The sequence below is a fragment of the Variovorax paradoxus genome (genome assembly GCF_009755665.1).
GTDB lineage: Bacteria > Pseudomonadota > Gammaproteobacteria > Burkholderiales > Burkholderiaceae_C > Variovorax > Variovorax paradoxus_G.
Genome location: NZ_CP046622.1, coordinates 3157101 through 3177689, shown reverse-complemented (window position 1 = coordinate 3177689; position 20589 = coordinate 3157101). Strand labels below are relative to the sequence as shown.

General features: G+C 67.0%; 22 protein-coding genes. 8 read left to right on the top strand and 14 right to left on the bottom strand.

Annotation, left to right across the window (positions count from 1 at the left end; all coding sequences use genetic code 11):
- The first annotated feature begins 78 nt into the window (after positions 1 to 78).
- The 4 genes from cls to GOQ09_RS14695 are packed head-to-tail and all read left to right on the top strand — an operon-like array spanning position 79 to position 3972.
- On the top strand, positions 79 to 1524 hold the full coding sequence (cls, locus tag GOQ09_RS14710; protein WP_157614109.1) for a cardiolipin synthase: 1446 nt from the start codon (positions 79 to 81) through the stop codon (positions 1522 to 1524).
- Positions 1525 to 2964 (top strand): exodeoxyribonuclease I, encoded by a 1440-nt coding sequence (sbcB, locus tag GOQ09_RS14705; RefSeq protein ID WP_157614107.1) that lies wholly within the window; start codon positions 1525 to 1527, stop codon positions 2962 to 2964.
- A gap of 26 nt (positions 2965 to 2990) precedes the next feature.
- Positions 2991 to 3431: a DUF3574 domain-containing protein gene (locus GOQ09_RS14700; protein WP_157614105.1), complete on the top strand. Its 441-nt coding sequence runs from the start codon at positions 2991 to 2993 to the stop codon at positions 3429 to 3431.
- The gene (locus tag GOQ09_RS14695) at positions 3418 to 3972 is read left to right on the top strand and encodes a GNAT family N-acetyltransferase (RefSeq protein ID WP_242630847.1); all 555 of its coding nucleotides are present in this window, start codon (positions 3418 to 3420) and stop codon (positions 3970 to 3972) included. The genes GOQ09_RS14700 and GOQ09_RS14695 overlap by 14 nt, the downstream gene beginning before the upstream one ends.
- 27 nt (positions 3973 to 3999) lie before the next feature.
- Here GOQ09_RS14695 and GOQ09_RS14690 read toward each other — a convergent pair whose 3' ends face one another.
- The 13 genes from GOQ09_RS14690 to GOQ09_RS14630 form a co-directional block, all read right to left on the bottom strand.
- Complete coding sequence (locus GOQ09_RS14690) at positions 4000 to 5280, bottom strand: amidohydrolase family protein (protein WP_157614103.1); 1281 nt, start codon at positions 5278 to 5280, stop codon at positions 4000 to 4002.
- Positions 5281 to 5314: 34 nt separating this feature from the next.
- Positions 5315 to 5773: a hypothetical protein gene (locus GOQ09_RS14685; RefSeq protein ID WP_431769276.1), complete on the bottom strand. Its 459-nt coding sequence runs from the start codon at positions 5771 to 5773 to the stop codon at positions 5315 to 5317.
- Entirely contained in the window at positions 5773 to 6696 is a 924-nt protein-coding gene (locus tag GOQ09_RS14680) for an ABC transporter permease (protein WP_157614102.1), read from the bottom strand. The genes GOQ09_RS14685 and GOQ09_RS14680 overlap by 1 nt, the downstream gene beginning before the upstream one ends.
- Positions 6693 to 7757, bottom strand: coding sequence for an ABC transporter permease (locus GOQ09_RS14675; RefSeq protein WP_207309968.1), 1065 nt, complete (start codon positions 7755 to 7757; stop codon positions 6693 to 6695). The genes GOQ09_RS14680 and GOQ09_RS14675 overlap by 4 nt, the downstream gene beginning before the upstream one ends.
- Positions 7757 to 9355 (bottom strand): ABC transporter ATP-binding protein, encoded by a 1599-nt coding sequence (locus tag GOQ09_RS14670; protein ID WP_157614098.1) that lies wholly within the window; start codon positions 9353 to 9355, stop codon positions 7757 to 7759. Before GOQ09_RS14670 ends, GOQ09_RS14675 begins: the two co-directional genes overlap by 1 nt.
- Positions 9352 to 10083 carry an alpha/beta fold hydrolase gene (locus GOQ09_RS14665; protein ID WP_242630846.1) on the bottom strand — a complete coding sequence of 244 codons (732 nt, stop codon included), beginning with the start codon at positions 10081 to 10083 and terminating at the stop codon, positions 9352 to 9354. Before GOQ09_RS14665 ends, GOQ09_RS14670 begins: the two co-directional genes overlap by 4 nt.
- On the bottom strand, positions 10074 to 11012 hold the full coding sequence (locus GOQ09_RS14660; protein ID WP_207309860.1) for a 5'-methylthioadenosine/S-adenosylhomocysteine nucleosidase: 939 nt from the start codon (positions 11010 to 11012) through the stop codon (positions 10074 to 10076). The genes GOQ09_RS14665 and GOQ09_RS14660 overlap by 10 nt, the downstream gene beginning before the upstream one ends.
- Positions 11013 to 11026: 14 nt before the next feature.
- Complete coding sequence (locus GOQ09_RS14655) at positions 11027 to 12028, bottom strand: BMP family protein (RefSeq protein WP_157614094.1); 1002 nt, start codon at positions 12026 to 12028, stop codon at positions 11027 to 11029.
- 75 nt (positions 12029 to 12103) lie between these two features.
- Positions 12104 to 12733 carry a uracil phosphoribosyltransferase gene (gene upp / locus GOQ09_RS14650; RefSeq protein ID WP_013541661.1) on the bottom strand — a complete coding sequence of 210 codons (630 nt, stop codon included), beginning with the start codon at positions 12731 to 12733 and terminating at the stop codon, positions 12104 to 12106.
- Positions 12734 to 12765: 32 nt separating this feature from the next.
- Positions 12766 to 14178, bottom strand: a complete 1413-nt coding sequence (locus GOQ09_RS14645; protein WP_157614092.1) for a URC4/urg3 family protein — start codon at positions 14176 to 14178, stop codon at positions 12766 to 12768.
- Positions 14175 to 15527 carry a GTP cyclohydrolase II gene (locus tag GOQ09_RS14640; RefSeq protein WP_157614090.1) on the bottom strand — a complete coding sequence of 451 codons (1353 nt, stop codon included), beginning with the start codon at positions 15525 to 15527 and terminating at the stop codon, positions 14175 to 14177. Before GOQ09_RS14640 ends, GOQ09_RS14645 begins: the two co-directional genes overlap by 4 nt.
- Before the next feature lie 116 nt (positions 15528 to 15643).
- Positions 15644 to 16111 carry a DUF6152 family protein gene (locus GOQ09_RS14635; RefSeq protein ID WP_157614089.1) on the bottom strand — a complete coding sequence of 156 codons (468 nt, stop codon included), beginning with the start codon at positions 16109 to 16111 and terminating at the stop codon, positions 15644 to 15646.
- Positions 16112 to 16125: 14 nt separating this feature from the next.
- Positions 16126 to 16545 (bottom strand): hypothetical protein, encoded by a 420-nt coding sequence (locus tag GOQ09_RS14630; protein WP_157614087.1) that lies wholly within the window; start codon positions 16543 to 16545, stop codon positions 16126 to 16128.
- A 225-nt stretch (positions 16546 to 16770) separates the two neighbouring features.
- Here GOQ09_RS14630 and GOQ09_RS14625 point away from each other — a divergent pair, with 225 nt between their 5' ends.
- Both GOQ09_RS14625 and GOQ09_RS14620 read left to right on the top strand, forming a co-directional pair.
- On the top strand, positions 16771 to 17319 hold the full coding sequence (locus tag GOQ09_RS14625; RefSeq protein WP_242630845.1) for a sigma-70 family RNA polymerase sigma factor: 549 nt from the start codon (positions 16771 to 16773) through the stop codon (positions 17317 to 17319).
- On the top strand, positions 17316 to 17957 hold the full coding sequence (locus GOQ09_RS14620; RefSeq protein ID WP_157614084.1) for an NrsF family protein: 642 nt from the start codon (positions 17316 to 17318) through the stop codon (positions 17955 to 17957). The genes GOQ09_RS14625 and GOQ09_RS14620 overlap by 4 nt, the downstream gene beginning before the upstream one ends.
- 49 nt (positions 17958 to 18006) lie before the next feature.
- Here the strand turns inward: GOQ09_RS14620 and GOQ09_RS14615 are convergent, their stop codons facing one another.
- Entirely contained in the window at positions 18007 to 19518 is a 1512-nt protein-coding gene (locus GOQ09_RS14615; RefSeq protein WP_157614082.1) for a helicase HerA-like domain-containing protein, read from the bottom strand.
- A gap of 102 nt (positions 19519 to 19620) precedes the next feature.
- On the opposite strand from GOQ09_RS14615, the gene GOQ09_RS14610 reads away from it, so the two are divergent.
- Positions 19621 to 19932 carry a phosphopantetheine-binding protein gene (locus tag GOQ09_RS14610; protein ID WP_055796895.1) on the top strand — a complete coding sequence of 104 codons (312 nt, stop codon included), beginning with the start codon at positions 19621 to 19623 and terminating at the stop codon, positions 19930 to 19932.
- A gap of 3 nt (positions 19933 to 19935) precedes the next feature.
- Entirely contained in the window at positions 19936 to 20580 is a 645-nt protein-coding gene (locus GOQ09_RS14605) for a hypothetical protein (protein WP_126746037.1), read from the top strand.
- The last annotated feature ends 9 nt before the right edge of the window (positions 20581 to 20589 follow it).

Below are 20589 nucleotides of genomic sequence, written 5' to 3'. Positions count from 1 at the left end.
CAACACTGAAAAGGCCGGTAGCATTCGCTGCCGGCCTTTTTGTTTGGGGCCGGAAATTAGCCGCACACAAGCTTCACCTTGATTCTTCCCGAGCTCAGCCAGGATTGGAAAACCGGCCTCTCCCTGGCGTGGAGCGGCTATATCGCCGTGCTCTCGGTCTGGATCGTGATGCAGAAGCGCGCGCCGGTGTCCACCATGAGCTGGATCCTGTCGCTGGCGCTGTTGCCGTTCGCAGGCTTCGTCATCTATTACTTCCTGGGGCCGCAGCGCTTGCGCAAGCAGCGGGTCAAGCGCCTGCGCAGCCGTGCCAAGGCCCACACGCAGGGCGAGCTGGCGCGGCTGAGGGACGCCGCAGAGAATGCGCCGCCGGCGCTGCAGCAGATAGCGAGGCTGTGTACCGCCGCCTGCGGGCTGCCGGTTTCCAGCGCCACGGGCGTGGCACTGCTTTCGGGTGGTGCACGCACCTTCGACGCCATCTTCGATGCGGTGCGCGAGGCGCAAGACCACATCCATCTCGAGTACTACATCTTCGAGCCCGACAAGATCGGCACCGCGCTGCGCGACCTTTTGGTGGAACGTGCCAGGCAGGGCGTGGCGGTGCGGCTTTTGCTCGACGCGCTAGGCTCGAAGCGCATCGGCCGCAAATTCATGGCGCCGCTTGTTGCCGCGGGCGTGGAGGTTGCGCTGTTCCACGACACACGCATCGGCCGGCGCCTGCGGCCGGTAACCAACTACCGCACCCACCGCAAGATCGTGGTGTGCGACGGCCGCGTGGGTTTTACCGGCGGCGTCAACATCACCGACGAGGAAGACAAGCGCACGCGGCCAGACGCCTACCACGACGTGCACCTGCGCATCGAAGGCAGCGCGGTGCGCTGGCTCCAGACCACCTTTCTCGAAGACTGGGCCTACGCCACCGGCGAAGACCTTCGCAACATGGATCACCTGATGGGCGCCATGCTGCCGCCGGTGGAGGCGGGCGACATTCCTGTGCAAATTGTGACCAGCGGGCCGGACAACATGCTCGAGCCCATCCACCGCATGCACGTGGAGGCCATTCATTCGGCCAGCGAACGCGCCTGGCTCACCACCCCGTACTTCGTGCCTGGCGAGCCCGCCATGATGGCACTCACCAGCGCGGCGCTACGCGGCGTGGACGTGCGCCTTCTGGTGCCGCGCCGCAGCGATTCGGCCATTGTGAGCGCCGCTGCGCGCTCCTATTTCGACGAACTGATCGCGGCCGGCGTGAAGGTGTGGGAGTACAAGGCCCGCATGCTGCACTCCAAGACCTTGGTGGTCGACGACCATTGCGCGATGATCGGTACCGCAAATTTCGACAACCGCAGCTTCAGGCTCAATTTCGAGGTGAGCGCGGTGGTCTACGGGCCCGAGCTGGCGCGCCCCCTAGCGGCGCAGTTCGAGACTGACCTCCACAGTTCCGGCGCGGTGCGCGCCAACCGCCCGCAGAGTTTCTGGCGCCGCCTCGGCGACGCAATTGCACGATTGTTTTCTCCCTTGCTCTGAATGAACCACACCTTTCTCTGGCACGACTACGAAACCTTCGGTGCCGTGCCGCGCCGCGACCGGCCTTCGCAGTTCGCCGCCATTCGCACCGACGCAGAGCTGAACGAAATCGGCGAGCCGCTGATGATCTACTGCAAGCCGGCGCCCGATTACCTGCCCAGCCCCGAAGCCTGCCTGATCACGGGCATCACACCGCAGGTGTGCCTTGAGCGCGGTGTTCCCGAGCACGCCTTCGCCGCGCAGATCGAGAAGGCCTTCTCTCAGCCCGGCACCATCGGCGTGGGCTACAACACCATCCGCTTCGACGACGAGGTCACGCGCTTCCTGTTCTGGCGCAACCTCATCGACCCCTATGCGCGTGAATGGCAGAACGACTGCGGCCGGTGGGACCTGCTCGACGTGGTGCGCCTGACCTACGCGCTGCGGCCCGACGGCATCGAGTGGCCGAAGAAGGAAGACGGCAAGCCCAGCTTCAAGCTCGAAGACCTGGCGCGGGCCAACGGATTGCTGCATGAAGCGGCGCACGATGCGCTTTCCGACGTGCGCGCCACCATCGCGCTGGCCCGGCTCATTCGCGACCGCCAGCCCAAGCTCTTCGAATTCGCCTTCGGCCTGCACAAGAAAGACCGCGTGGCCAGCGAGCTCGGCCTGCCGGCCATGCGGGACACGGCCAAGCCTTTCCTGCACGTCTCGGGCATGTTCCCGGTCGAGCGCGGGTGCCTCAGCGTGATGTGGCCGCTTGCGAGCCATCCGACCAACAAGAACGAGCTGCTCGCGTGGGACCTGGCCCACGACCCGAGCGAGCTGCGCGACATCGATGTCGATACCCTGCGCCTGCGCCTCTTCACCCGCACCGCCGACCTGCCCGAAGGTGTGGTCCGCCTGCCGGTGAAAGGCATTCACCTCAACAAGTCGCCGATGGTCGTCGGCAATCTGCGTACGCTGGCGCCCGCCATGGCCGAGCGCTGGAACGTCGATCTCGACGCGGCCATGCGCCACGCAGCCATCGCGCGCGACCTGCCCGACATGAGCGCCATCTGGTCGCAGGTGTACGCCCGTCCCAAGGAGGCCACGCCCGACGTGGACGAAGACCTGTACGGCGGCTTCGTCGGCAATGCGGACAGGCGCCGCCTGAACCAGCTGCGCGCGCTATCGCCCGAGGAACTCGCGAAGGACCGTACCGGTTTCGACGACGGACGCCTCGAGGAAATCCTCTTCCGCTACCGGGCGCGCAACTGGCCGGAGCTGCTCAGCCCTGAGGAAACCGAACGCTGGGAGGCGCTGCGCGTTGCGCGGCTGTTCAAAGGCGAGGGCGGGGCGCGCACCATCGAGATGCTGTTCAGCGAAGTCGATGCGCTGTCCGAAACCGCCGACGAGCGCGGCGAAGAAATCCTGGGCGCGCTCTACGAGTACGCCGAGGCCATCGCTCCGGAAGCCTGAGGCACCAACCCCCGGCGAACCGCACCATGCGTCCGATCGTCACCCGCCTGCGCCTTGCAGCTTCGGCCGCAACGCTTGCCATGCTCGCCGGTTGCAGCACCCTGCCAACTGCGCCCGGTTCCTCCACGGCCTGCGCAGCCGGCTTCGACGCTTTCGAACGCGACACTCTGTACTTCGGCCGCGCCATTCCCGCCGGCGGGCAGGTGTCGAACGCGCAGTGGGCCGCTTTCCTCGATTCGGTAGTGACCCCGGTCTTTCCGAAGGGCCTTACGGTCGTCGATGCGGCAGGGCAGTGGCGCGGCGCATCGGGCGGCGTGGTGCGCGAGCCCTCCAAGCTTGTGGTGCTGCTGCACCCGCGCAGCGCCGAGGACGATGCCGCCATCGCCCGGATCATCGACACCTACAGGCAGCGCTTCGGCCAGGAGGCCGTGCTGCAGGAAAGGCAGTCGGTCTGTGTTCGCTTCTGAAAACGAAAACGACTGCAACGCCGTCCGGCGGCTTGTGCCGGCCGACGCTACGGCCTACCGCGCCTTGATGCTCGACGCCTATGCCACGCACCCCAGCGCCTTCACCACCACGGTGGAAGAGCGCTCTGGATTGCCGGTTGAGTGGTGGGAGGAACGGCTGGGTTCGGATGCAAACGAGGCCAGCGTGGTCTATGGCGCCTTCGACGAGGCGGGCGTGCTGGTGGGCGCGGCGGGCTTGAGCTTCGAAGCGCGGCAGCGTGCCCGCCACAAGGCCACGCTCTTCGGCATGGCCGTGGCGGCTTCCGCGCGCCGCGCCGGTTTCGGCCGGCGGCTGGTGCTTGCGCTGCTGGCGCATGCGCGCGCCACCGAACGCCTGCGGCTGGTGCAGCTCACCGTCACCGAGGGCAACAGTACCGCGCAAGCTCTCTACGAGCGCTGCGGATTTCAGGTTTTCGGCGTGGAGCCGCTGGCCATCGCGGTTGAAGGGGCTTTGCTGGCCAAGGTACACATGTGGTGCGACCTCAAGGCCTTGCCTGCGTAGAGTGCTTGCGCGGCGACAAGCGGAAGACTAGGGCTTGCGAATCATCCAGCTGGTGGCCTGCTCGCGGCCTGGCAAATGCAGCGCAGCAGTGGCGGCCGGTGTTTCCGCCAGCAGCTTTCCCTTGCGGAACACCTTGAGCCTGGTGGCGCGCAGCCGGATCGCTTCGACCGCGTCGCGCGCCTGCAGCAGCACAAAGCTCGCGTCGCAGCCCGCTTCGATGCCGTAGCCTTCGAGGTGCATCACGCGCGCGGCGTTCGTGGTCACGGCTTCGAAGCATTGGCGTATGCCGGCCTGGCTCGTCATCTGCGCCACATGCAGCCCCATGTGCGCCACCTCGAGCATGTCACCCGAGCCCATGCCGTACCAAGGGTCCATCACGCAGTCGTGGCCAAAGGCAACGTTCACCCCTGCGGCCATGAGCTCGGGCACGCGCGTCATGCCGCGCCGTTTCGGATAGGTGTCGTGGCGGCCTTGCAGCGTGATGTTGATGAGCGGGTTCGAAACGACGCTGACACCGCTCTGCGCAATGAGCGGCAGCAGCTTGCTCACGTAGTAGTTGTCCATCGAATGCATCGACGTGCAATGCGAGCCCGTCACGCGGCCCTGCATGCCCAGGCGCCAGGTTTCGGCGGAAAGGGTTTCGATGTGGCGCGACAGCGGGTCGTCCGACTCGTCGCAATGCATGTCGACCAGCTTGCCGCGCTCGGCCGCAAGCTCCATCAGCAGTTTGACGCTGGCTGCGCCATCGCCCATGGTGCGCTCGAAATGGGGAATGCCGCCGACCACGTCCACGCCCTTGTCGAGCGCGCGCTTCAGGTTGTCGACACCGCCTGCCGAGCGCAGCACGCCATCTTGCGGAAACGCCACAAGCTGCAGATCGAGGTACGGCGCAACCTGGCGCTTGACCTCGAGCAGCGCATCGACCGCGAGCAGGCTCGGGTCGCTCGTGTCCACATGCGATCGCACGGCCAGCAGCCCTTTGGCCACGGCCCAATCGCAATACGCCAGCGCACGCTCGATCAGTGCATCGGCCTTGAGCAGCGGCTTGAGCTCGCCCCACAGCGCAATGCCTTCGAGCAGCGTGCCGCTTTCGTTGACACGCGGCAGGCCGTAGCTCAGCGTCGCATCCATGTGGAAATGCGGGTCGACAAAGTGCGGTGAAAGCAGCAAGCCCTGGGCATCGAGCTTTTCATGCGCCGGCGCGTCGAGGCTCGCAGTGACCTCGGCGATTCGGCCTCCCTGCACGGCAATCGACATGCCGGTGCGGCCGTCGGGGAGGGTGGCGTTGGTGATGAGGAGGTCGAGCATCGTGGGAGGTCTTCTTGTCTGGGGGCGTGTGCGTTCAGCGCGTGCGCTGCGCCCGATAGCGGTACTGCCCGGGCGCCGGGCCGACTTCGATGGTCACGCGGCGCAGTTTGCCGTCGTGGCCGGACGCGGCCTTGGCCGTGACCACGATGCCGCGCGGCGTAGCGCGGCAGGTGAGATCGGTGAGCGCGATCTCGGCATGGTCGTTGTCGAGCTCGGCAATGACCAGCGTGTGATCTGCATGCAGGCTGCCGTTGGCATCGCGCGTCATCCGCTGCACGTAAAGGAAAGACTGGGCGTACTGGTCGGCGTGGACCACGCGGTAGGTGCCCTCGTGGTTCTTCCCCCAGGTGCCGCACAGCTGCACCCAGGTGATCGAATCGGGCGTCTTGAAAGTGTCGTAACCGTAGTCGTTGCCCAGCGCATGCGCGCCGGTGCCGCACAAGCCGGCAAGCGCGGTGAGCAGCATCTTGCGCACTGCGGCTGCGCGCGGCATCAGCGCTCCCCCTTGCGATACGGTTTCATCAGCGCCTGCGGATAGCTGGCCTTGCGCGCCACCAGCACCAGCGCGAGGATAGACAGCAGGTACGGCAGCATCAGGTAGATCTGGTAGGGCAGCACGGCATCGCCCGATTGTTGCAGCCGAAGCTGCAGCGCGTCGAAGAACGCGAACAGCAGCGCGCCCAGCAGGGCCTTGCCGGGCCGCCATGAGGCAAACACCACCAGCGCCACGCAGATCCAGCCGCGGCCGTTCACCATGTTGAAGAAGAAGGCGTTGAACGCGGAAAGCGTGAGAAACGAGCCGGCCATGCCCATCAGCGCCGAACCCGCGACGATGGCTCCGGTGCGCATGCCCGCGACCGATACGCCCTGGCTCTCGGCCGCCTGCGGGTTCTCGCCGACCATGCGCAGCGCCAGACCTAGGGGTGTGCGGTACAGCACCCAGGCAATCGCCGGCACGAGCAGCAGCGCGAACAGGGTGAGCGATGTCTGCGCATTCAGGATGGGCAGCGGCAGCCAGTCCATGGGCGCGAAGGGCGTGATGGTCGGCGGTGTGTTCACTTTCGGAAAGCTCACGCGGTAGCCGAAGTAGCTGAGTGCAGTGGCCAACAGCGTGATGCCCAGCCCCGAGACGTGCTGAGAAAGTGCCAGGCCCACGGTGAGAAACGCATGCAGCAGCCCGAACACCATGCCCGTGAGCGCAGCAACGCCCACGCCGGCCCACAGCGGCGCGCCGGCGTACACCGCGAGCCATCCTGTGAAGGCACCCGCCACCATGATTCCCTCGATGCCCAGGTTGAGCACGCCTGCGCGCTCGCACAGCAGCACGCCCAGGGTGCCGAGGATGAGCGGCGTGGCGATGCGCAGCACCGCGACCCAGAAGGCCGGGTTGGCGAGGATGTCGAGCAGGTCGGTCATTTCGTCATCCGCACCCGGTACTGCGTGAGCAGCGTCGCCACCAGCACTGCGATCAGCGAGGCCGCGACGATCACGTCGGCGATGTAGGTCGGCACGCCCACTGCGCGGCTCATGGTGTCCGCACCGACCAGCACGCCCGCCACGAACACGCCCGCGGCAATCACGCCCAACGGATGCAGCCCGGCCAGCATTGCGATCACGATGCCGGTATAGCCGTAGCCCGGCGACATGTCGAGCGTGACATAGCTGGTGCGGCCCGCCACCTCGATGGCGCCGGCCAGCCCGGCCAGCGCGCCGGAAAGCAACGCCACCATGACCACGGTGCGCGTCACCGGCACGCCCGCAAACTCGGCTGCACGCGCATTGGCGCCGACTGCGCGAATGTCGAAGCCCAGCACCGTGTACTTGAAGATCGCCCAGACGATCACAGCGAGCGAAACCGCCCAGAGCAGGCCCGTGTGCACACGCGTCTGTGCAACCAGCTTGCCGAGCTCCACGTCGGGCTGCAGTGACACGCTCTGCGGCCAGCCCATGGCGGTCGGGTCTTTCATCGGCCCGTCGAGCAGCGCCGACACGCCGAGCAGCACGATGAAATTGATCAGCAGCGTGGTCACGACCTCGTCGACGCCGAGCTTGTTCTTCATCAGCGCGGGGCCGAGCAACAGCAGGGCGCCGGCCACGGCGGCGGCCAGCATCATCAGCGGGAACAGCAGCCACGGCTGAAGCTCGAAGCCCGTGCCGCCGTGCATGCCACCAACGGCCACGGCGGCAAGCGCGCCGGCGAACAGCTGGCCCTCGGCGCCGATGTTGAAGAGCCGCGCCTTGAACGCGACCGTCGCGGCCAGGCCGGTAAGGATGAGCGGGATCGCGCGCGTGAGCGTTTCGCTCCAGGCGAACACGGAGCCGAAGCCGCCCTGCAGCAGCAGCGCGTAGGTGCGGCCGACCGGTGCGCCGGCCCAAAGCACGAGCAGCGCGCTCACCAGCATGGTGAACAGCACCGCACCGATGGGAGCCAGCACCAGTGCGGCACGCGATGTCTCGTGGCGTCTTTCGAGCCGCATCATGGTCGGGCCTTTCCGCGCGACGCGTCGGTCCCGCCGGCCATTGCCAGGCCGATGGCTTCGCGTGTCCAGGCCGAAGCCGGGCGCGCCTCGCCCAGGTGTCCGCCGTGCATCACGGCCACGCGGTCGCCGAGTGCCAGCACTTCGTCGAGGTCGTCCGAAATCACCAGCACCGCCGCGCCGGCATCGCGCGCCGCAATGAGCTGCTGCTGCACATAGGCGACGGCGCCGATATCCAGGCCCCAGGTCGGCTGGTGCGCGACGATGAGGCGCGGTGCGCGGGTCGGATATTTCCTGTTGTCGGCGTCTTCCACCTGTTCGGGCGCGAGCAGCGCACGTCCCAGGATCAATTTCTGCATATTTCCGCCGGAGAGCGAGCGCGCCGGGGACATCAGGCCGGCGCCGCGCACGTCGAACGCTTGCTCGATACGCCGCGCATGCAGCCGCGCGGCCGCACGCCGCACCAACAGAGACCAGCGCGAGAAAACCGGGCTGCGCAGCCGCTCCGACACCGCGTTCTCCCACACTGGCAGGTCGCCGACCACGCCGACTGTGTGCCGGTCTTCGGGAATGCGTGCCACCCCGCGCTGCACCAGCCGGGAAGGCGAGGGCGGCAGCGCACGGCCCATCAGCAGGGCGGTGCCGGAGACGGCGCGGCGCGTGCCGCACAGCAGTTCGGCCAGCGCGACCTGGCCGTTGCCCGAAACGCCCGCAATGGCGGTGATTTCCCCGCCGCGCAGCGTGAGCGTCACCTCGCGGAGGGGGCTCGAATGGTCCTGCGCGTCACTCCTGGCCGACGCGGTGTTCACACGGTCAAGCACGCAAACCGCATCGCCCACCGAACCGGCTGGCTGCCGCTGCGCAGCCTCGACCGCATGCCCAACCATCCACAGCGCGAGTTGCGCCTGCGTGGTGTCGGCCGTGTGCGCTTCGGCCACCAGCTTGCCGCCGCGCAGCACGGCAATGCGCCGCGATACCCGCAGCACCTCGCCCAGCTTGTGACTGATGAAGATCACGGAGAGCCCCTGCGCCACCATCTGCGCAAGCGTGGCAAACAAGGCTTCGCTTTCCTGCGGCGTCAGCACGGCGGTGGGTTCGTCCAGGATGAGGATGCGCGCGCCGCGGTACAGCGCCTTCAATATTTCGACGCGCTGCCGCTCGCCGACCGAGAGGCTGCCGATCTTCGCGTCAGGCTGCACAGGCAGGCCGAAGCGCTGCGCCACTTCAAGTAGCCGGGTGCGCGCCGCGGCGCGGCGCGAGAACACGCGCCACAGCGGCTCCGTGCCCATCATCACGTTGTCGAGCACGCTCAGGTTGTCGGCCAGGGTGAAGTGCTGGTGCACCATGCCCACGCCCGCCGCCAGTGCCGCCTTGGGGTTGCCCGGAGGCAAGGGCGTGCCGAAGGCCTCGATGCTGCCTTCGTCGGCAACGTAGTGCCCGAACAGGATGGACATCAGCGTCGACTTGCCCGCGCCGTTCTCGCCGAGCAGCGCGAGCACCTCGCCCGCCTGCAGGTCGAGGGAGATGGCGTCGTTGGCGACGAGGGCGCCGAAGCGCTTGGTGATGCCCTTGAGGCGGAGAACGGTGGGAGTCGTCATGGCGAAGCGGGTTGCAGTTCGCCACAGAAACTCAAGATGGCGCGGGCGGAGGCCTCGGGCGAGGCCTGCAGCAGGCCGTGCGGCCCGTCGAGTTTCACGACGCGCAGCGCGGAAAGCCGCTGCTGGATGATCGCAGCCGCCCGCCGGGGCACGACGCGGTCCTGCAGCGCCTGGAGGTACATGGTAGGCACGCGCACCAGCGAAAGCTTGTCGCGCACGTCCACGCGCTGCACTTCCTTCATGCGACGGGTCATGACGGCGACGGAGACCTGCGCAAGCGACGCCTGCAGCATGCCCGACAGGCGCGGCGATGCGTACCGTCCCAGCAGCAACTGCCGCATGGGCGCGCGCATCGGCCTGGAATGCATCAGGCGCATCGACAGCTCGAGCAGGCCCGCGCGCATCACCGCAAGGCCTGGCCCGGGCCGGCGCGCGAAGCTGCAGCACAGCACGAGCCCGAGAAGCCCCGGCGGAGGCGACGCCGCGATCGAGATGGCCAGCGGCCCGGAAAAGGATTCGCCGAGCAGCACGAAGGGCGCCCGCGTCGGCAGTTGCGCGCGAACCAGCGGCTCCAGATCGTCATAGCCGAGCGCCTGGTGGCCTGGGTAGCGCACGACGTCGATAGCGGCCTGCGGCCCCATCGCCTCTTTCAGGGGCTCGAAGAGATCGCCCGTTCCGTCCATGCCCGGCAGCAGCACGAGGCGTACGGGCGCCACCGTCACTTCCATGCAGCCAGGAACGCCAGCATGACCTTGGCCGAGTTGTCGGCCGCAATGCCCATGAAGGTGCCCATCTCGTTCGCGCCTTCACCGCCGCCGGCCAGGTCGCTGAGCGAGCGGAAGGCGATGTAGGGCACGCCGTTGCTGTAGGCCACCATGCCCACGGCCGCGGTTTCCATGTCGAGCACGTTGGCCTGGAAGGTCTTGAAGGTGTATTCGCGATACGCCTTGTTGTCCATGAAGGCCTGGCCCGAAACACCATTGCCGCCCACGACGAGCTGGGGCTTGCGCGCCAGGCACTTGCCGGCACTGCAGTTCGCCAGGTCGACGTTGCGGATGCTGCGTGCCACCTCGAGCATCTTCGGATCGGCTTCGAACCAGAACTTGCGTTCGATGCCCGGCTTTGCGGCAGAGCGCACCTCCACCGGGCGCGGATGCATCATGCCGAAGTTGGGCAGCGTGGCATCGGTGATGAACGGCGGCGCGGTGAACTTGCCCGGCGCGGTTTCGCGCGCCATCAGCACCTCGAGGTACTGGCCCCATTGGGCGGGCACCGTGACGTCGCCCACATGCAGCGATGGGTTCACCCCACCCGCAATGCCGCTGAACACGATGCTGGTCACGCGAAAACGGTCGAGCACCAGTTGCGTGTTCATCGTCGCGTTGGTCATGCTGATGCCGGAGAGAAACAGCACTACGGGTTTGCCTTGGAGCGTGCCGGTGGTGAACTCGACCCCGTTGACGCTGTGCCTGGCCGGCCCCTGCAGTCGGCTCAGCAACAGCTTGAGCTCGGGCTCGAAGGCCGAGATCACCGCAATGCGCGGCGTGTCGTCCAGCCGGAGGCCGCTGGTGCCGCTGGCACCAGTCTTGTAGACGCCGGCGCAGCCCGCGAGACCGAAGGCCAGCACGCCGGCCGCAAGAAGAGAACGCCAGCGCATCGTCAACGGCCCCTTCACTTGGCGGTCGATTTGGGCTGGGAGTCGTCGACCTTGATGGTGACCTTGCCTGCCAGGATGTCGGCCTGCTTCGCCTTGACCTTGGCAATGATGTCGGCGGGTACCTTCTTCTCGAAAGTGCCGAGCGGCGCGAGCTCCGAGCCCTTGTGCTTCATCATCGAATAAGGGCCGTAGTCCTCGGCAGCAAACTTGCCTTCCTTCACGAGCTTGATCGCGCGGTCGGCCGACGGCTCGAAGTTCCACAGGGCCGAGGCAACCACCGTGTCCGGGTACTGCGCCTGCGTGTCGATCACGTTGCCAATGGCAAGCTTGCCTTTTTCCTTGGCTGCGTCGGAGACGCCGAAGCGCTCGGCGTACATCACGTCCGCGCCCTTGTCGATCATCGCGAAAGCCGCTTCCTTGGCCTTCGGCGGGTCGAACCAGCTGTTGATGAAGCTCACGCTGAACTCGACCTTGGGGTTGGTTTCCTTCGCGCCGGCCATGAACGCGTTCATGAGCCGGTTCACTTCGGGAATCGGAAAGCCGCCGACCATGCCGATGCGGTTGCTCTTGGTCATGCCGCCGGCCACCATGCCGCTCAGGTAGGCCGGCTCCTGGATGTAGTTGTCGAACACGCTGAAGTTGGGCGCCTGCGGCTTGAGCGACGAGCCCATCAGGAAGGCGACCTTGGGAAAGTCCTTGGCCACCTTGCGCGCCGCCGCTTCCACGCCGAACACTTCGCCCAAGATCAGCTGGTTGCCGCCCGTGGCGTACTCGCGCATCACGCGCTCGTAGTCGGCATTGCTGACGTTCTCGGTCGCCTTGTATTCGATCTCGCCGCGCGCCTCGGCCGCCTTGAGCGCCTTGTGGATGCGGCCCACCCATTGCTGCTCGAAGGGCACGGTGTACACCGCCGCCACCTTCAGCTTGGCCTGCGCCAGCGCCAGCCCGGGCGCGCCCGCCGCAAGGGCCGCGGCAATGGCAGCGGAACGAATGATCAACTGACGGCGTGCTGTCACGGTGCTTCTCCTCGAGGTATGAAAATCTTCTTGTTGCCAACCGAACCGCGCAGCCGCCGCCTGAGGGCGTCGGCTCTACTTCGTGCCAAATATGCGGTCGCCCGCGTCGCCCAGGCCTGGCAGGATGTAGCCGTGGCTGTTCAACTCGCGGTCGATCGCGGCGGTGTAGATCGGCACGTCGGGGTGGGCCTTCTGCATGGTGGCCACGCCTTCGGGGCAGGTCAGCAGGCAGACGAACTTGATCGACTTGGGGTTGAGCTCTTTCAGGCGCTCCACCGCCGCCACGGCCGAGTTGCCGGTGGCCAGCATCGGGTCGACCACGATCACGTCGCGGTTCTCCATTTCGCCGGGCATCTTGAAGTAGTACTCGACGGCTGTGAGTGTCTTGGGGTCGCGGTACAGGCCGATGTGGCCGACGCGCGCGCCCGGCACCACCGTGAGCATGCCGTCCAGAATGCCGGTGCCCGCGCGCAGGATGGACACCAGCACCAGCTTCTTGCCATCGATGACCTTGGCCTGCATGGTCTCGAGCGGCGTCTCCACTTCGATGTCCTGCATCGGCATGTCGCGCGTGACCTCGTAGGCCATGAGCATGCTGATTTCGTTCAGCAGCCGCCGAAAGCTGTTGGTGGAAGCGTCCTTGCGGCGCATCAGCGTGAGCTTGTGCTGGACGAGGGGGTGGTCGACGAGATGGACGTTGCTCATTTGATTTTTCTGCCGTTGCTGGACCCGCAAGTCTAAAAGACGGTGCCGTCGCTTTCGATCAGGAGCGGCGGTGCTCCGTCACGCAAGCGCTGTGCCAGCACACGGCCTGCCGCCCAGGTGCCGCCTTCGAGCACGCAGGCCAGCGGCAGTTCTTCTTCGGTGCGGTCGAGCATCTTGCGCACGCGGGGCGCCAACTCGTCGAGCAGCGCCACGGTGAGCGCGCGCCATTCGACGATGAACTCGTCCCCGGCCTTCCACACGCGCGAAAGAGAGGCAGGGTCTTTGGGCACGATCACGCCGCTGTCGATCAGCAGGCCGCCGTTTCGGTATTCGGGCAGGGCCGTGAGCGCATCGAGCTGGCGCACCTTCACGCCGGCCCACTCGAAAGGTTCGAGCAGCGAATAGGTCAGCCACTGCGAGAGCTTGTGGAACGGCATCCAACCGTTGGTGAGGCCGGGCCCGCGCACCGCGCTGTGGCGCCAGCAGTCGCCAAGCGCAAGGGCCGGGTCGCTCGAACCGATGCCGCCCGTTGTGTCGCTGCCGTCGACGGCAATGCTGTCGATGGAGTTGGCCGAGGGCCAGATGCGCGAGAGCGTTTCGAGCAGCAGCGAGAGGATCTGGTGCGCGGTGATTTCTGCGGTGGGCGGTGCGGCAGCGCCAAAAGGGGCGACCAGCGCGTCGAACATGCCGGCCGGCCGGCCATCGTCGCCGAAGGTTTCGGGCTGTTCGCTCATTGCTTCGCCCAGCCGGCGCAGCAACACGGCGCGGCCGGCAAGGCCCACCAGAGGGTTGACGTCGCTCACCTGAAAAGCGTCGCCGAGCCTGTCGGTGACCAACCCGCGCAATCCGGCTGCATCGGCTTGCAGCGGATGATCGGGGTTGGACGAAAAAAGCCCGCTCGTGAAGGCATGGAAGCTCGCCACCCCCAGGCCTTCGGAGCGCGTGAAGCGCTGGCCCGTGGCCGGCTCGGTGTAGTGCCAGTTGGGGCCGGCGCCGGCATCGAGCAGCACGCTCACCAGCACCAGGTCGATGTGCGCGCGGGCACGCTGCCGGGCGTCGATGCGGTCGCCGAGCAGTGCGTCGAGCTGCTTCAGCCGGTCGACGCCGCCGGCCTCGAAGTGGCGCCAGCGGCTGTGATACGGAATGGTGTCCCATGGGTAGCGCTCGCGCGTGACCTCGGCCACGGCGCGGGCCGCGTCATCCGCCGCATCGTCGCCGCCGATGCGAAACCATCGCGACTCCCCGCTGCGTGCGCGAGCGAGCAGTGCGGCCGCGCGCTCGCGAATGGCGCCGGTGGTGCGCAAGAGGGTGGCGGCGCCCGCGGGGCGGCTGGTGTCGGGCGCGAATTCGGTCGCCGGATCGATGTTGCCCGCGCTACCGGCCGGCAGGTTGCCCGATCCGTCCGCGGGCAGGTAGTTGTTGCCGTGTTCCTTGTTGTCGCTCATTCGCTCAATCCCCGGCCCTTGGCCTTCTTGAGTTCTTCGGCGGTCGGCACCGGGCCGGGCGTGAAGTAGCCGGCGGCCATCTTCGCGTCCATTTCGACTCGGGCGTCGGCCGGAATCAGTTCGTCCGGAATGTTCACGCGCTCGCCGATCTCGATGCCCGAGCCGGTGATCGCGTCGAACTTCATGTTGCTCATCGACACGAGCCGATGGATTTTCTTGATGCCGAGCCAGTGGAAGACGTCGGGCATCAGCTCCTGGAAGCGCATGTCCTGCACCCCGGCAACGCACTCTGTGCGTGCGAAATACTGGTCGGCCGTGTCGCCGCCCACCTGGCGCTTGCGTGCGTTGTAGACGAGGAACTTGGTGACCTCGCCGAGCGCGCGGCCCTCTTTGCGCGAATAGGCGATGAGGCCCACGCCGCCGCGCTGCGCGCCCTGAATGCACTCTTCGATGGCATGCGTGAGATAGGGGCGGCAGGTGCAGATGTCGGAGCCGAACACGTCGGAGCCGTTGCACTCGTCGTGAATGCGCGCCGTGAGCTCGACCTCCGGATTGGCCAGGTCGCGCGGGTTGCCGAAGATGTAGAGCGTCTGCCCGCCGATGGGCGGCAGGAACACTTCGAGGTCGGAGCGCGTGACGAGCTCGGGGTACATGCCGCCCGTTTCCTCGAACAGCGTGCGGCGCAGGTCGGTCTCGGAGCAGCCGAAGCGCCGCGCCACTTCGGGCAGGTACCACACGGGTTCGATGGCGGCCTTGGTGACCATGGCGGCGCCGCCGGTGGTAAGAAAGTGGCCGTCGGCCTTGAGCCGCCCGCTTTGCAGCGCCTCGATCACCTCGGGCAGGATCACGTGCGCCTTGGTGATGGCGATGGTCGGGCGAATGTCGTAGCCGGCCGCAAGCTCGGCGGAGAACACATCGGCCACCAGCGCGCCCCAGGGGTCGAGCGAAACGATGCGGCCCGGCTCGCTCCATTGCGGATAGGGGCCGATGACGTCGGTGGGCGCGGTGTTGGTGAGGTCGGCCTTGTGCTCGCGCTTGAGCGCCCCTGCCGCCACGGCAAGCGCGCGGTAGACACTGTAGGAGCCGCTGTGCGTGCCGATGACATTGCGGTGCGCCCGCTTGGTGGTGGTGCCCACCACCGGCCCGCGCTCGACGGCGGTGGCGGCGGCCCATCGGATGGGCAGCGCACCAAAGCCACCGGCGTGGGAGGTCAGCCGGATATGGCCGGTCGACGAGGAAGCGTGGAGCGGGGGAAGGGGGGAGACGGAGATCGCCGGATCCGCGGGAATGCCAAGGGTCGCGGGAGGCGCCGAGATGGAGGAACGGGTCGCTGTGCTATCTGCGGACATTGGAGGCCCTCAAAAAATGCAATGTACCGATGAGCCGCGCCGCTGGCAAGCAGGGCGCGGCCATGGCCATCGCACTCGCGGGCACTCGCGCGGAGCACTCTCGGCCGCGGCCCGCTTCAAGCGGGCGAGGAGCGCAGTCCGTAGGCCTTGCCGCCGACGAACAGGTATTCGGCGCGCAGCACCGGCTCGCCTTTTTCGCCGGTGAAAGTGAAGCCCAGTACCGCAACGGGCGTGCCGGGCTTGATCTCTTCGACGCCCCAGGCCTGCAGTCGCGTAAGGGGTGCCAGCTCGACAAGCCACTTGCGGTCGCGCCGGGTCGGCAATTGCGCCTTGGCCAGCAGCCCGGGGCCGTCGACCGCCGTGCTCTGCTTGGGCAGCGGGCGCTGCTTCAGGTCGGGCGGCAGCGTCGGGTTCTCGGGCAGTTCCAGTTCCAGCTCGCCGTGCGGGTTGCGCCACATGACCTTGGTTGCACGCCCCTCCAAGTAGAGCGGGCGGTCCTGGTCGAAGCTGCTCCAGCCGTGGTGAGCCCACGCAGGAAGGGTCAGGCTCAGCGAACCGGCAACGAACATGCGCCTTTGCATCATCTCGGACTCCTTGTTCAGATGTAAGCGATCCAACGCCCGCAGATGATGACAGCGAGCCAAAACCCCAACGACAACAGGCATTGCAGCTTGGGTATGGCGCCGCTCGCGGCAAGGCCGCCTCGCGCGTGGAACCAGGCTGCGTTGGCGCCCGCCAGGCAGATCAGCAGCAACTTGACGCGGAATGCGGAGTTGGCGAGCAGTTCGCCGGGCTGGCTCGCAAACATCGTGAGGCCGGTGGCGGCGCACAGGCCAAAACCCGCCAGCGCCGGCAGCAGCGTGAGCCGGGCCAATTGGCTTTGCGACAGTTCCTTGCCCACGCCGAGCACGCGCAACTCAAAAACAAGCAGGCCGCCGAACAGCATCGCAATGCCCACGATATGCACCACCTCCAGCGCCGGATAGGCCCAGGGGTGCGAAGCGAGGCCGGCCAGCATCCGCGCGCCTCAGTTCCCGGCCGAAGCCGGTTCAGGGGCCAAGGGGCATGCGGCAGCAGGTGGCACGGGCGCTCCTTCCATGGGTTCGGGCGAGCTTAGCCGAGGACGCGATGCGCTGCCGCCGGGGGGCGCCAGGTAACGGCACAATCCGGCGGAACCTTTTTCTTGAACGGGCTGTAACCAGCCGGTCCGATGGCACGAAACACTATGGACAGCAGGACGCGAATGAGCGACGCCGAGGCGGCGCTGCGGAGCCTGTTCCTGCGCGGCCTTGCCGGCGACGCAGCGGCTTACCGCGAATTCCTGCAAAAACTCAGCGCGCACTTGCGCGCTTTTCTGGGCAAGCGCCTTTTCGGCTGGCCCGACGAAGTGGAAGACCTTGTCCAGGAATGCCTGCTCGCCATGCACAACCAGCGCCATACCTACCAGAGCGACCAGCCGCTGACGGCCTGGGTGCATGCGATTGCGCGCTACAAGATGATCGACCTGCTGCGTGCCAAGTCGGTGCGCGAAGCGTTGCATGACCCGCTGGACGATGACCTGGCCGTGTTCGCCGAGTCGGCCATCGACGCCAGCGATGCCCGCCGCGACATCAGCGGCCTGCTTCAGACCCTGCCGGAGCGCCAGCGCCTGCCGATCGTGCATGTGAAGCTCGAAGGCCTTTCGGTGGCCGAGACGGCGAGCCTTACCGGCATGTCGGAATCGGCCGTGAAGGTCGGCATTCACCGCGGCCTGAAGGCGCTCGCGGCCAGACTCAGGAGCAAGACACCATGAAAACCGACGATCTCGTGGCCATGCTGGCCACCGGTGCCGCGCCCGCGCCGCGCCGCGCCGCCGGGCGGCGCCTGGCACTTGCCGTGCTGGCCGGCGTGCCGCTGTCGTTCGCCATTCTGCTCACCGAATACGGTGTTCGCCGCGATCTGGTGCAGGCCATGTTCTGGCCGATGTTCTGGGTCAAGGTGCTGTTTCCGCTGTGCATTGCGGCGGCGGCCTTCGTGGCGGTGCAGCGCCTCGCACGCCCGGGCGTTCCGGTACGGCGCGCCTGGATCGGCATTGCCGTGCCGGTGCTCGTGGTGTGGGTGCTGGCGGCCATGTCGTGGTTCAACGCTCCGCCCGAAGAACGCATGCCGCTGCTCATGGGCGAGTCGTGGCGCATCTGCGCGGCCAGCATCGGGCTCATGGCGCTGCCCGTCTTTGCGGCGGCGCTCGTGGCGTTGAAGGGGCTGGCGCCCACGCGGCCGGCCTTGGCGGGCGCGGCAGCCGGCGGGCTGGCGGGCGGGGTGGGTGCCGCCGTCTACGCGCTGCACTGCATGGAGCTGACGGCACCGTTCCTTGCGGTCTGGTACATCAGCGGCATTGCGGTGCCGGTGGTGCTGGGCGCAGTGCTGGGGCCGCGTCTGCTGCGCTGGTAGTTTGCTGCGCTGGTAGATCGCGCCGGCCGGGCCAGGGCCCGGCCCGGCTTCAGCGCTTCTTGGCCCCGAAGATGCCGCCCAGAACGCCGCGCAGAATTTCCTTGCCGACCGAAGTGCCCATGGTGCGCACGGCCGACTTGGCCATCGTCTGCACCAGGCCGTCGCGCTTGCCACCGCGCGGGCCGGTGCTACCGAAGAGCAGGTCGTTCAGCATGCTGCTGCCCCCCTCGGAAGATTCGGCCGCCCCCTTGGCGCCCTGCTTGGCCGCCGGTGCATCGGGCGCGGTTTCGGCGCGGCCCTTGAGCTTCTCGTAGGCCGATTCACGGTCCACCGTCTTCTCGTACACCCCGGCGACAAGCGAATTGGCGATCACCGCCTGGCGCTGCGCGGCAGTGACAGGGCCGATCTGGCTGCCCGGCGGCACTACGAACACGCGCTCCGTCACGCTCGGGCGGCCCTTGGCGTCGAGAAAGCTCACCAGCGCCTCGCCGACGGCAAGCTCGGTAATTGCGGTTTCGATGTCCAGGCCCGGCTTCTGGCGCATGGTGGTGGCCGTGGCCTTTACGGCCTTCTGGTCGCGCGGGGTAAACGCACGCAGCGCATGCTGAACCCGGTTGCCCAACTGGGCCAGCACCGAATCGGGTATGTCGAGCGGGTTCTGCGTCACGAAATAGACGCCGACGCCCTTGGAGCGCACCAGCCGCACCACCAATTCGATACGTTCGATCAGCGCCTTGGGAGCCTCATTGAACAGCAGGTGGGCTTCGTCGAAGAAGAACGCCAGCTTGGGCTGGTCGGGGTCGCCGATTTCGGGCAGCTGCTCGAACAATTCAGACAGCATCCAGAGCAGGAACGTGGCGTACAGCCGCGGCGAGTTCATGAGCTTGTCCGCGGCCAGGATGTTGACCACGCCCTTGCCGCCCACGGTTTGCATGAAGTCGGCAATGTTGAGCATCGGCTCGCCGAAGAACTTGTCGCCGCCCTGGGTTTCGATCTGCAGCAGCCCGCGCTGGATGGCGCCCACGCTGGCGGCGCTGATGTTGCCGTATTCGGTGGTGAACTGGCTTCCGTTCTCGCCCACGTACTGCAGCATGGCGCGCAGGTCCTTCAGGTCGAGCAGCAGCAGGCCGTTGTCGTCGGCAATCTTGAACACCAGGTTCAGCACGCCGGCCTGGGTTTCGTTCACGTCGAGCATGCGGCCCAGGAGCAGCGGGCCCATGTCGGACACCGTGGCCCGTACCGGATGGCCCTGTTCGCTGAACACGTCCCACAGGGTGACGGGGCAGGCGGCCGGTTCGGGCAGCTCGATGCCGCGTTCCTTCAGCGTGGCGGCCATCTTTTCGCCGATGCTGCCTTTCTGGCTCATGCCGGTGAGGTCGCCCTTGACGTCCGCCATGAACACCGGAACGCCGATGCTCGAGAGTTTTTCCGCAATGGTCTGCAGGGTGACCGTCTTGCCGGTGCCGGTGGCGCCGGTGATCAGGCCGTGGCGGTTGGCCAGGCTGGGGAGCAGGGCGCACTCGGTGGCGTCGTGGCGGGCTATCAGGAGGGGGTCGGCCATTGAGGGCTCCGGGTCGTATCGAAGCGGGCAGTCTAATCAAGCGGCGCTCCTATAATCCACGGCCCCCGAGGTAGTTACGGAAAAAGTTTCAGGAGGTTTTTTTTGTCATCGACTGCTCAGCCCCCCATTCCCGCCGTTGGCGATTCACCTGAACAGTCGCCGATTGAAAAAGAGTTGGCCGTCTTGCTGGTGAACGCGCTCAATCTGGAAGTCGCCCCCGAAGACATCGTGCCGACCGACCCGCTTTACGGCGAAGGCCTGGGCCTCGATTCCATCGACATCCTCGAGGTTGCGCTCGAAGTGTCCCGGCGCTACGGCTTCCAGCTGCGCTCGGACGACGAGCGCAACCAGCAGATCTTCCAGTCGCTGCGCACGCTCGCGACCCACGTCGCCCAGCACCGCAGCGCCTCCTGATCCATGTCTCGATGGCGACTGGCGCTCCTGCTGCTGGTGGGAGTGGCCTATGCCGGCCTCTCTCACTGGATGATGCTGTTCCACCCCACCGAGCCGTGGGCGGTGGTGGTTTTGCTCGGCCCGCTCTGGCTCGCCGCCATGGGTTTTGCGGCCAGCAAGCTCGGCCGCTGGGGCTTCATTGCCGCCATGCTGCTCGGCATTGCAGGCTTTGCGCTCGTGTTCCTGGGTGAGGCGGGCGATACCAACCGGCTTTATGTGTTCCAGCATGTGGCCATCAACGGCCTCTTGTGCGGCTGGTTCGGCGCTTCGCTGCGCGGGCCCGGCCTGCCGCTCATCACCCAGTTTGCCCAGCGCGTGCATCCGCTCAAGGGCCACATGCTGGCCTACACCACGCAGCTCACGCGCATCTGGACCGCGTATTTCGCCCTCGTGGTCGTGTCGTCGATCGTGGTGTACCTGAGCTTGCCTTTCTCCGCCTGGTCGCTGCTTGCCAATGTGCTGACACCGCTCTCGGTGACGCTTCTTTTCGTGGGCGAGCACCTGGTGCGCTACCGCCTGCACCCCGAATTCGAGCGCACGCGGCTCATCGATGCGGTGCGCGCCTTCCAGGGAACATCGCCCATCGACAACGGCACCGGCAGCCGGTGAAGCAGGGCC

Bases quoted from the DNA above. Each gene is read 5' to 3' on its own strand.
- sbcB (WP_157614107.1), top strand. From the start codon at position 1,525: ATGAACCACACCTTTCTCTGGCACGACTACGAAACCTTCGGTGCCGTG.
- GOQ09_RS14700 (WP_157614105.1), top strand. From the start codon at position 2,991: ATGCGTCCGATCGTCACCCGCCTGCGCCTTGCAGCTTCGGCCGCAACG.
- GOQ09_RS14690 (WP_157614103.1), bottom strand. From the start codon at position 5,280: ATGCTCGACCTCCTCATCACCAACGCCACCCTCCCCGACGGCCGCACC.
- GOQ09_RS14685 (WP_431769276.1), bottom strand. From the start codon at position 5,773: ATGCCGCGCGCAGCCGCAGTGCGCAAGATGCTGCTCACCGCGCTTGCC.
- GOQ09_RS14680 (WP_157614102.1), bottom strand. From the start codon at position 6,696: ATGACCGACCTGCTCGACATCCTCGCCAACCCGGCCTTCTGGGTCGCG.
- GOQ09_RS14675 (WP_207309968.1), bottom strand. From the start codon at position 7,757: ATGCGGCTCGAAAGACGCCACGAGACATCGCGTGCCGCACTGGTGCTG.
- GOQ09_RS14670 (WP_157614098.1), bottom strand. From the start codon at position 9,355: ATGACGACTCCCACCGTTCTCCGCCTCAAGGGCATCACCAAGCGCTTC.
- GOQ09_RS14665 (WP_242630846.1), bottom strand. From the start codon at position 10,083: ATGGAAGTGACGGTGGCGCCCGTACGCCTCGTGCTGCTGCCGGGCATG.
- GOQ09_RS14660 (WP_207309860.1), bottom strand. From the start codon at position 11,012: ATGCGCTGGCGTTCTCTTCTTGCGGCCGGCGTGCTGGCCTTCGGTCTC.
- upp (WP_013541661.1), bottom strand. From the start codon at position 12,733: ATGAGCAACGTCCATCTCGTCGACCACCCCCTCGTCCAGCACAAGCTC.
- GOQ09_RS14645 (WP_157614092.1), bottom strand. From the start codon at position 14,178: ATGAGCGACAACAAGGAACACGGCAACAACTACCTGCCCGCGGACGGA.
- GOQ09_RS14640 (WP_157614090.1), bottom strand. From the start codon at position 15,527: ATGTCCGCAGATAGCACAGCGACCCGTTCCTCCATCTCGGCGCCTCCC.
- GOQ09_RS14635 (WP_157614089.1), bottom strand. From the start codon at position 16,111: ATGATGCAAAGGCGCATGTTCGTTGCCGGTTCGCTGAGCCTGACCCTT.
- GOQ09_RS14630 (WP_157614087.1), bottom strand. From the start codon at position 16,545: ATGCTGGCCGGCCTCGCTTCGCACCCCTGGGCCTATCCGGCGCTGGAG.
- GOQ09_RS14625 (WP_242630845.1), top strand. From the start codon at position 16,771: ATGAGCGACGCCGAGGCGGCGCTGCGGAGCCTGTTCCTGCGCGGCCTT.
- GOQ09_RS14620 (WP_157614084.1), top strand. From the start codon at position 17,316: ATGAAAACCGACGATCTCGTGGCCATGCTGGCCACCGGTGCCGCGCCC.
- GOQ09_RS14615 (WP_157614082.1), bottom strand. From the start codon at position 19,518: ATGGCCGACCCCCTCCTGATAGCCCGCCACGACGCCACCGAGTGCGCC.
- GOQ09_RS14605 (WP_126746037.1), top strand. From the start codon at position 19,936: ATGTCTCGATGGCGACTGGCGCTCCTGCTGCTGGTGGGAGTGGCCTAT.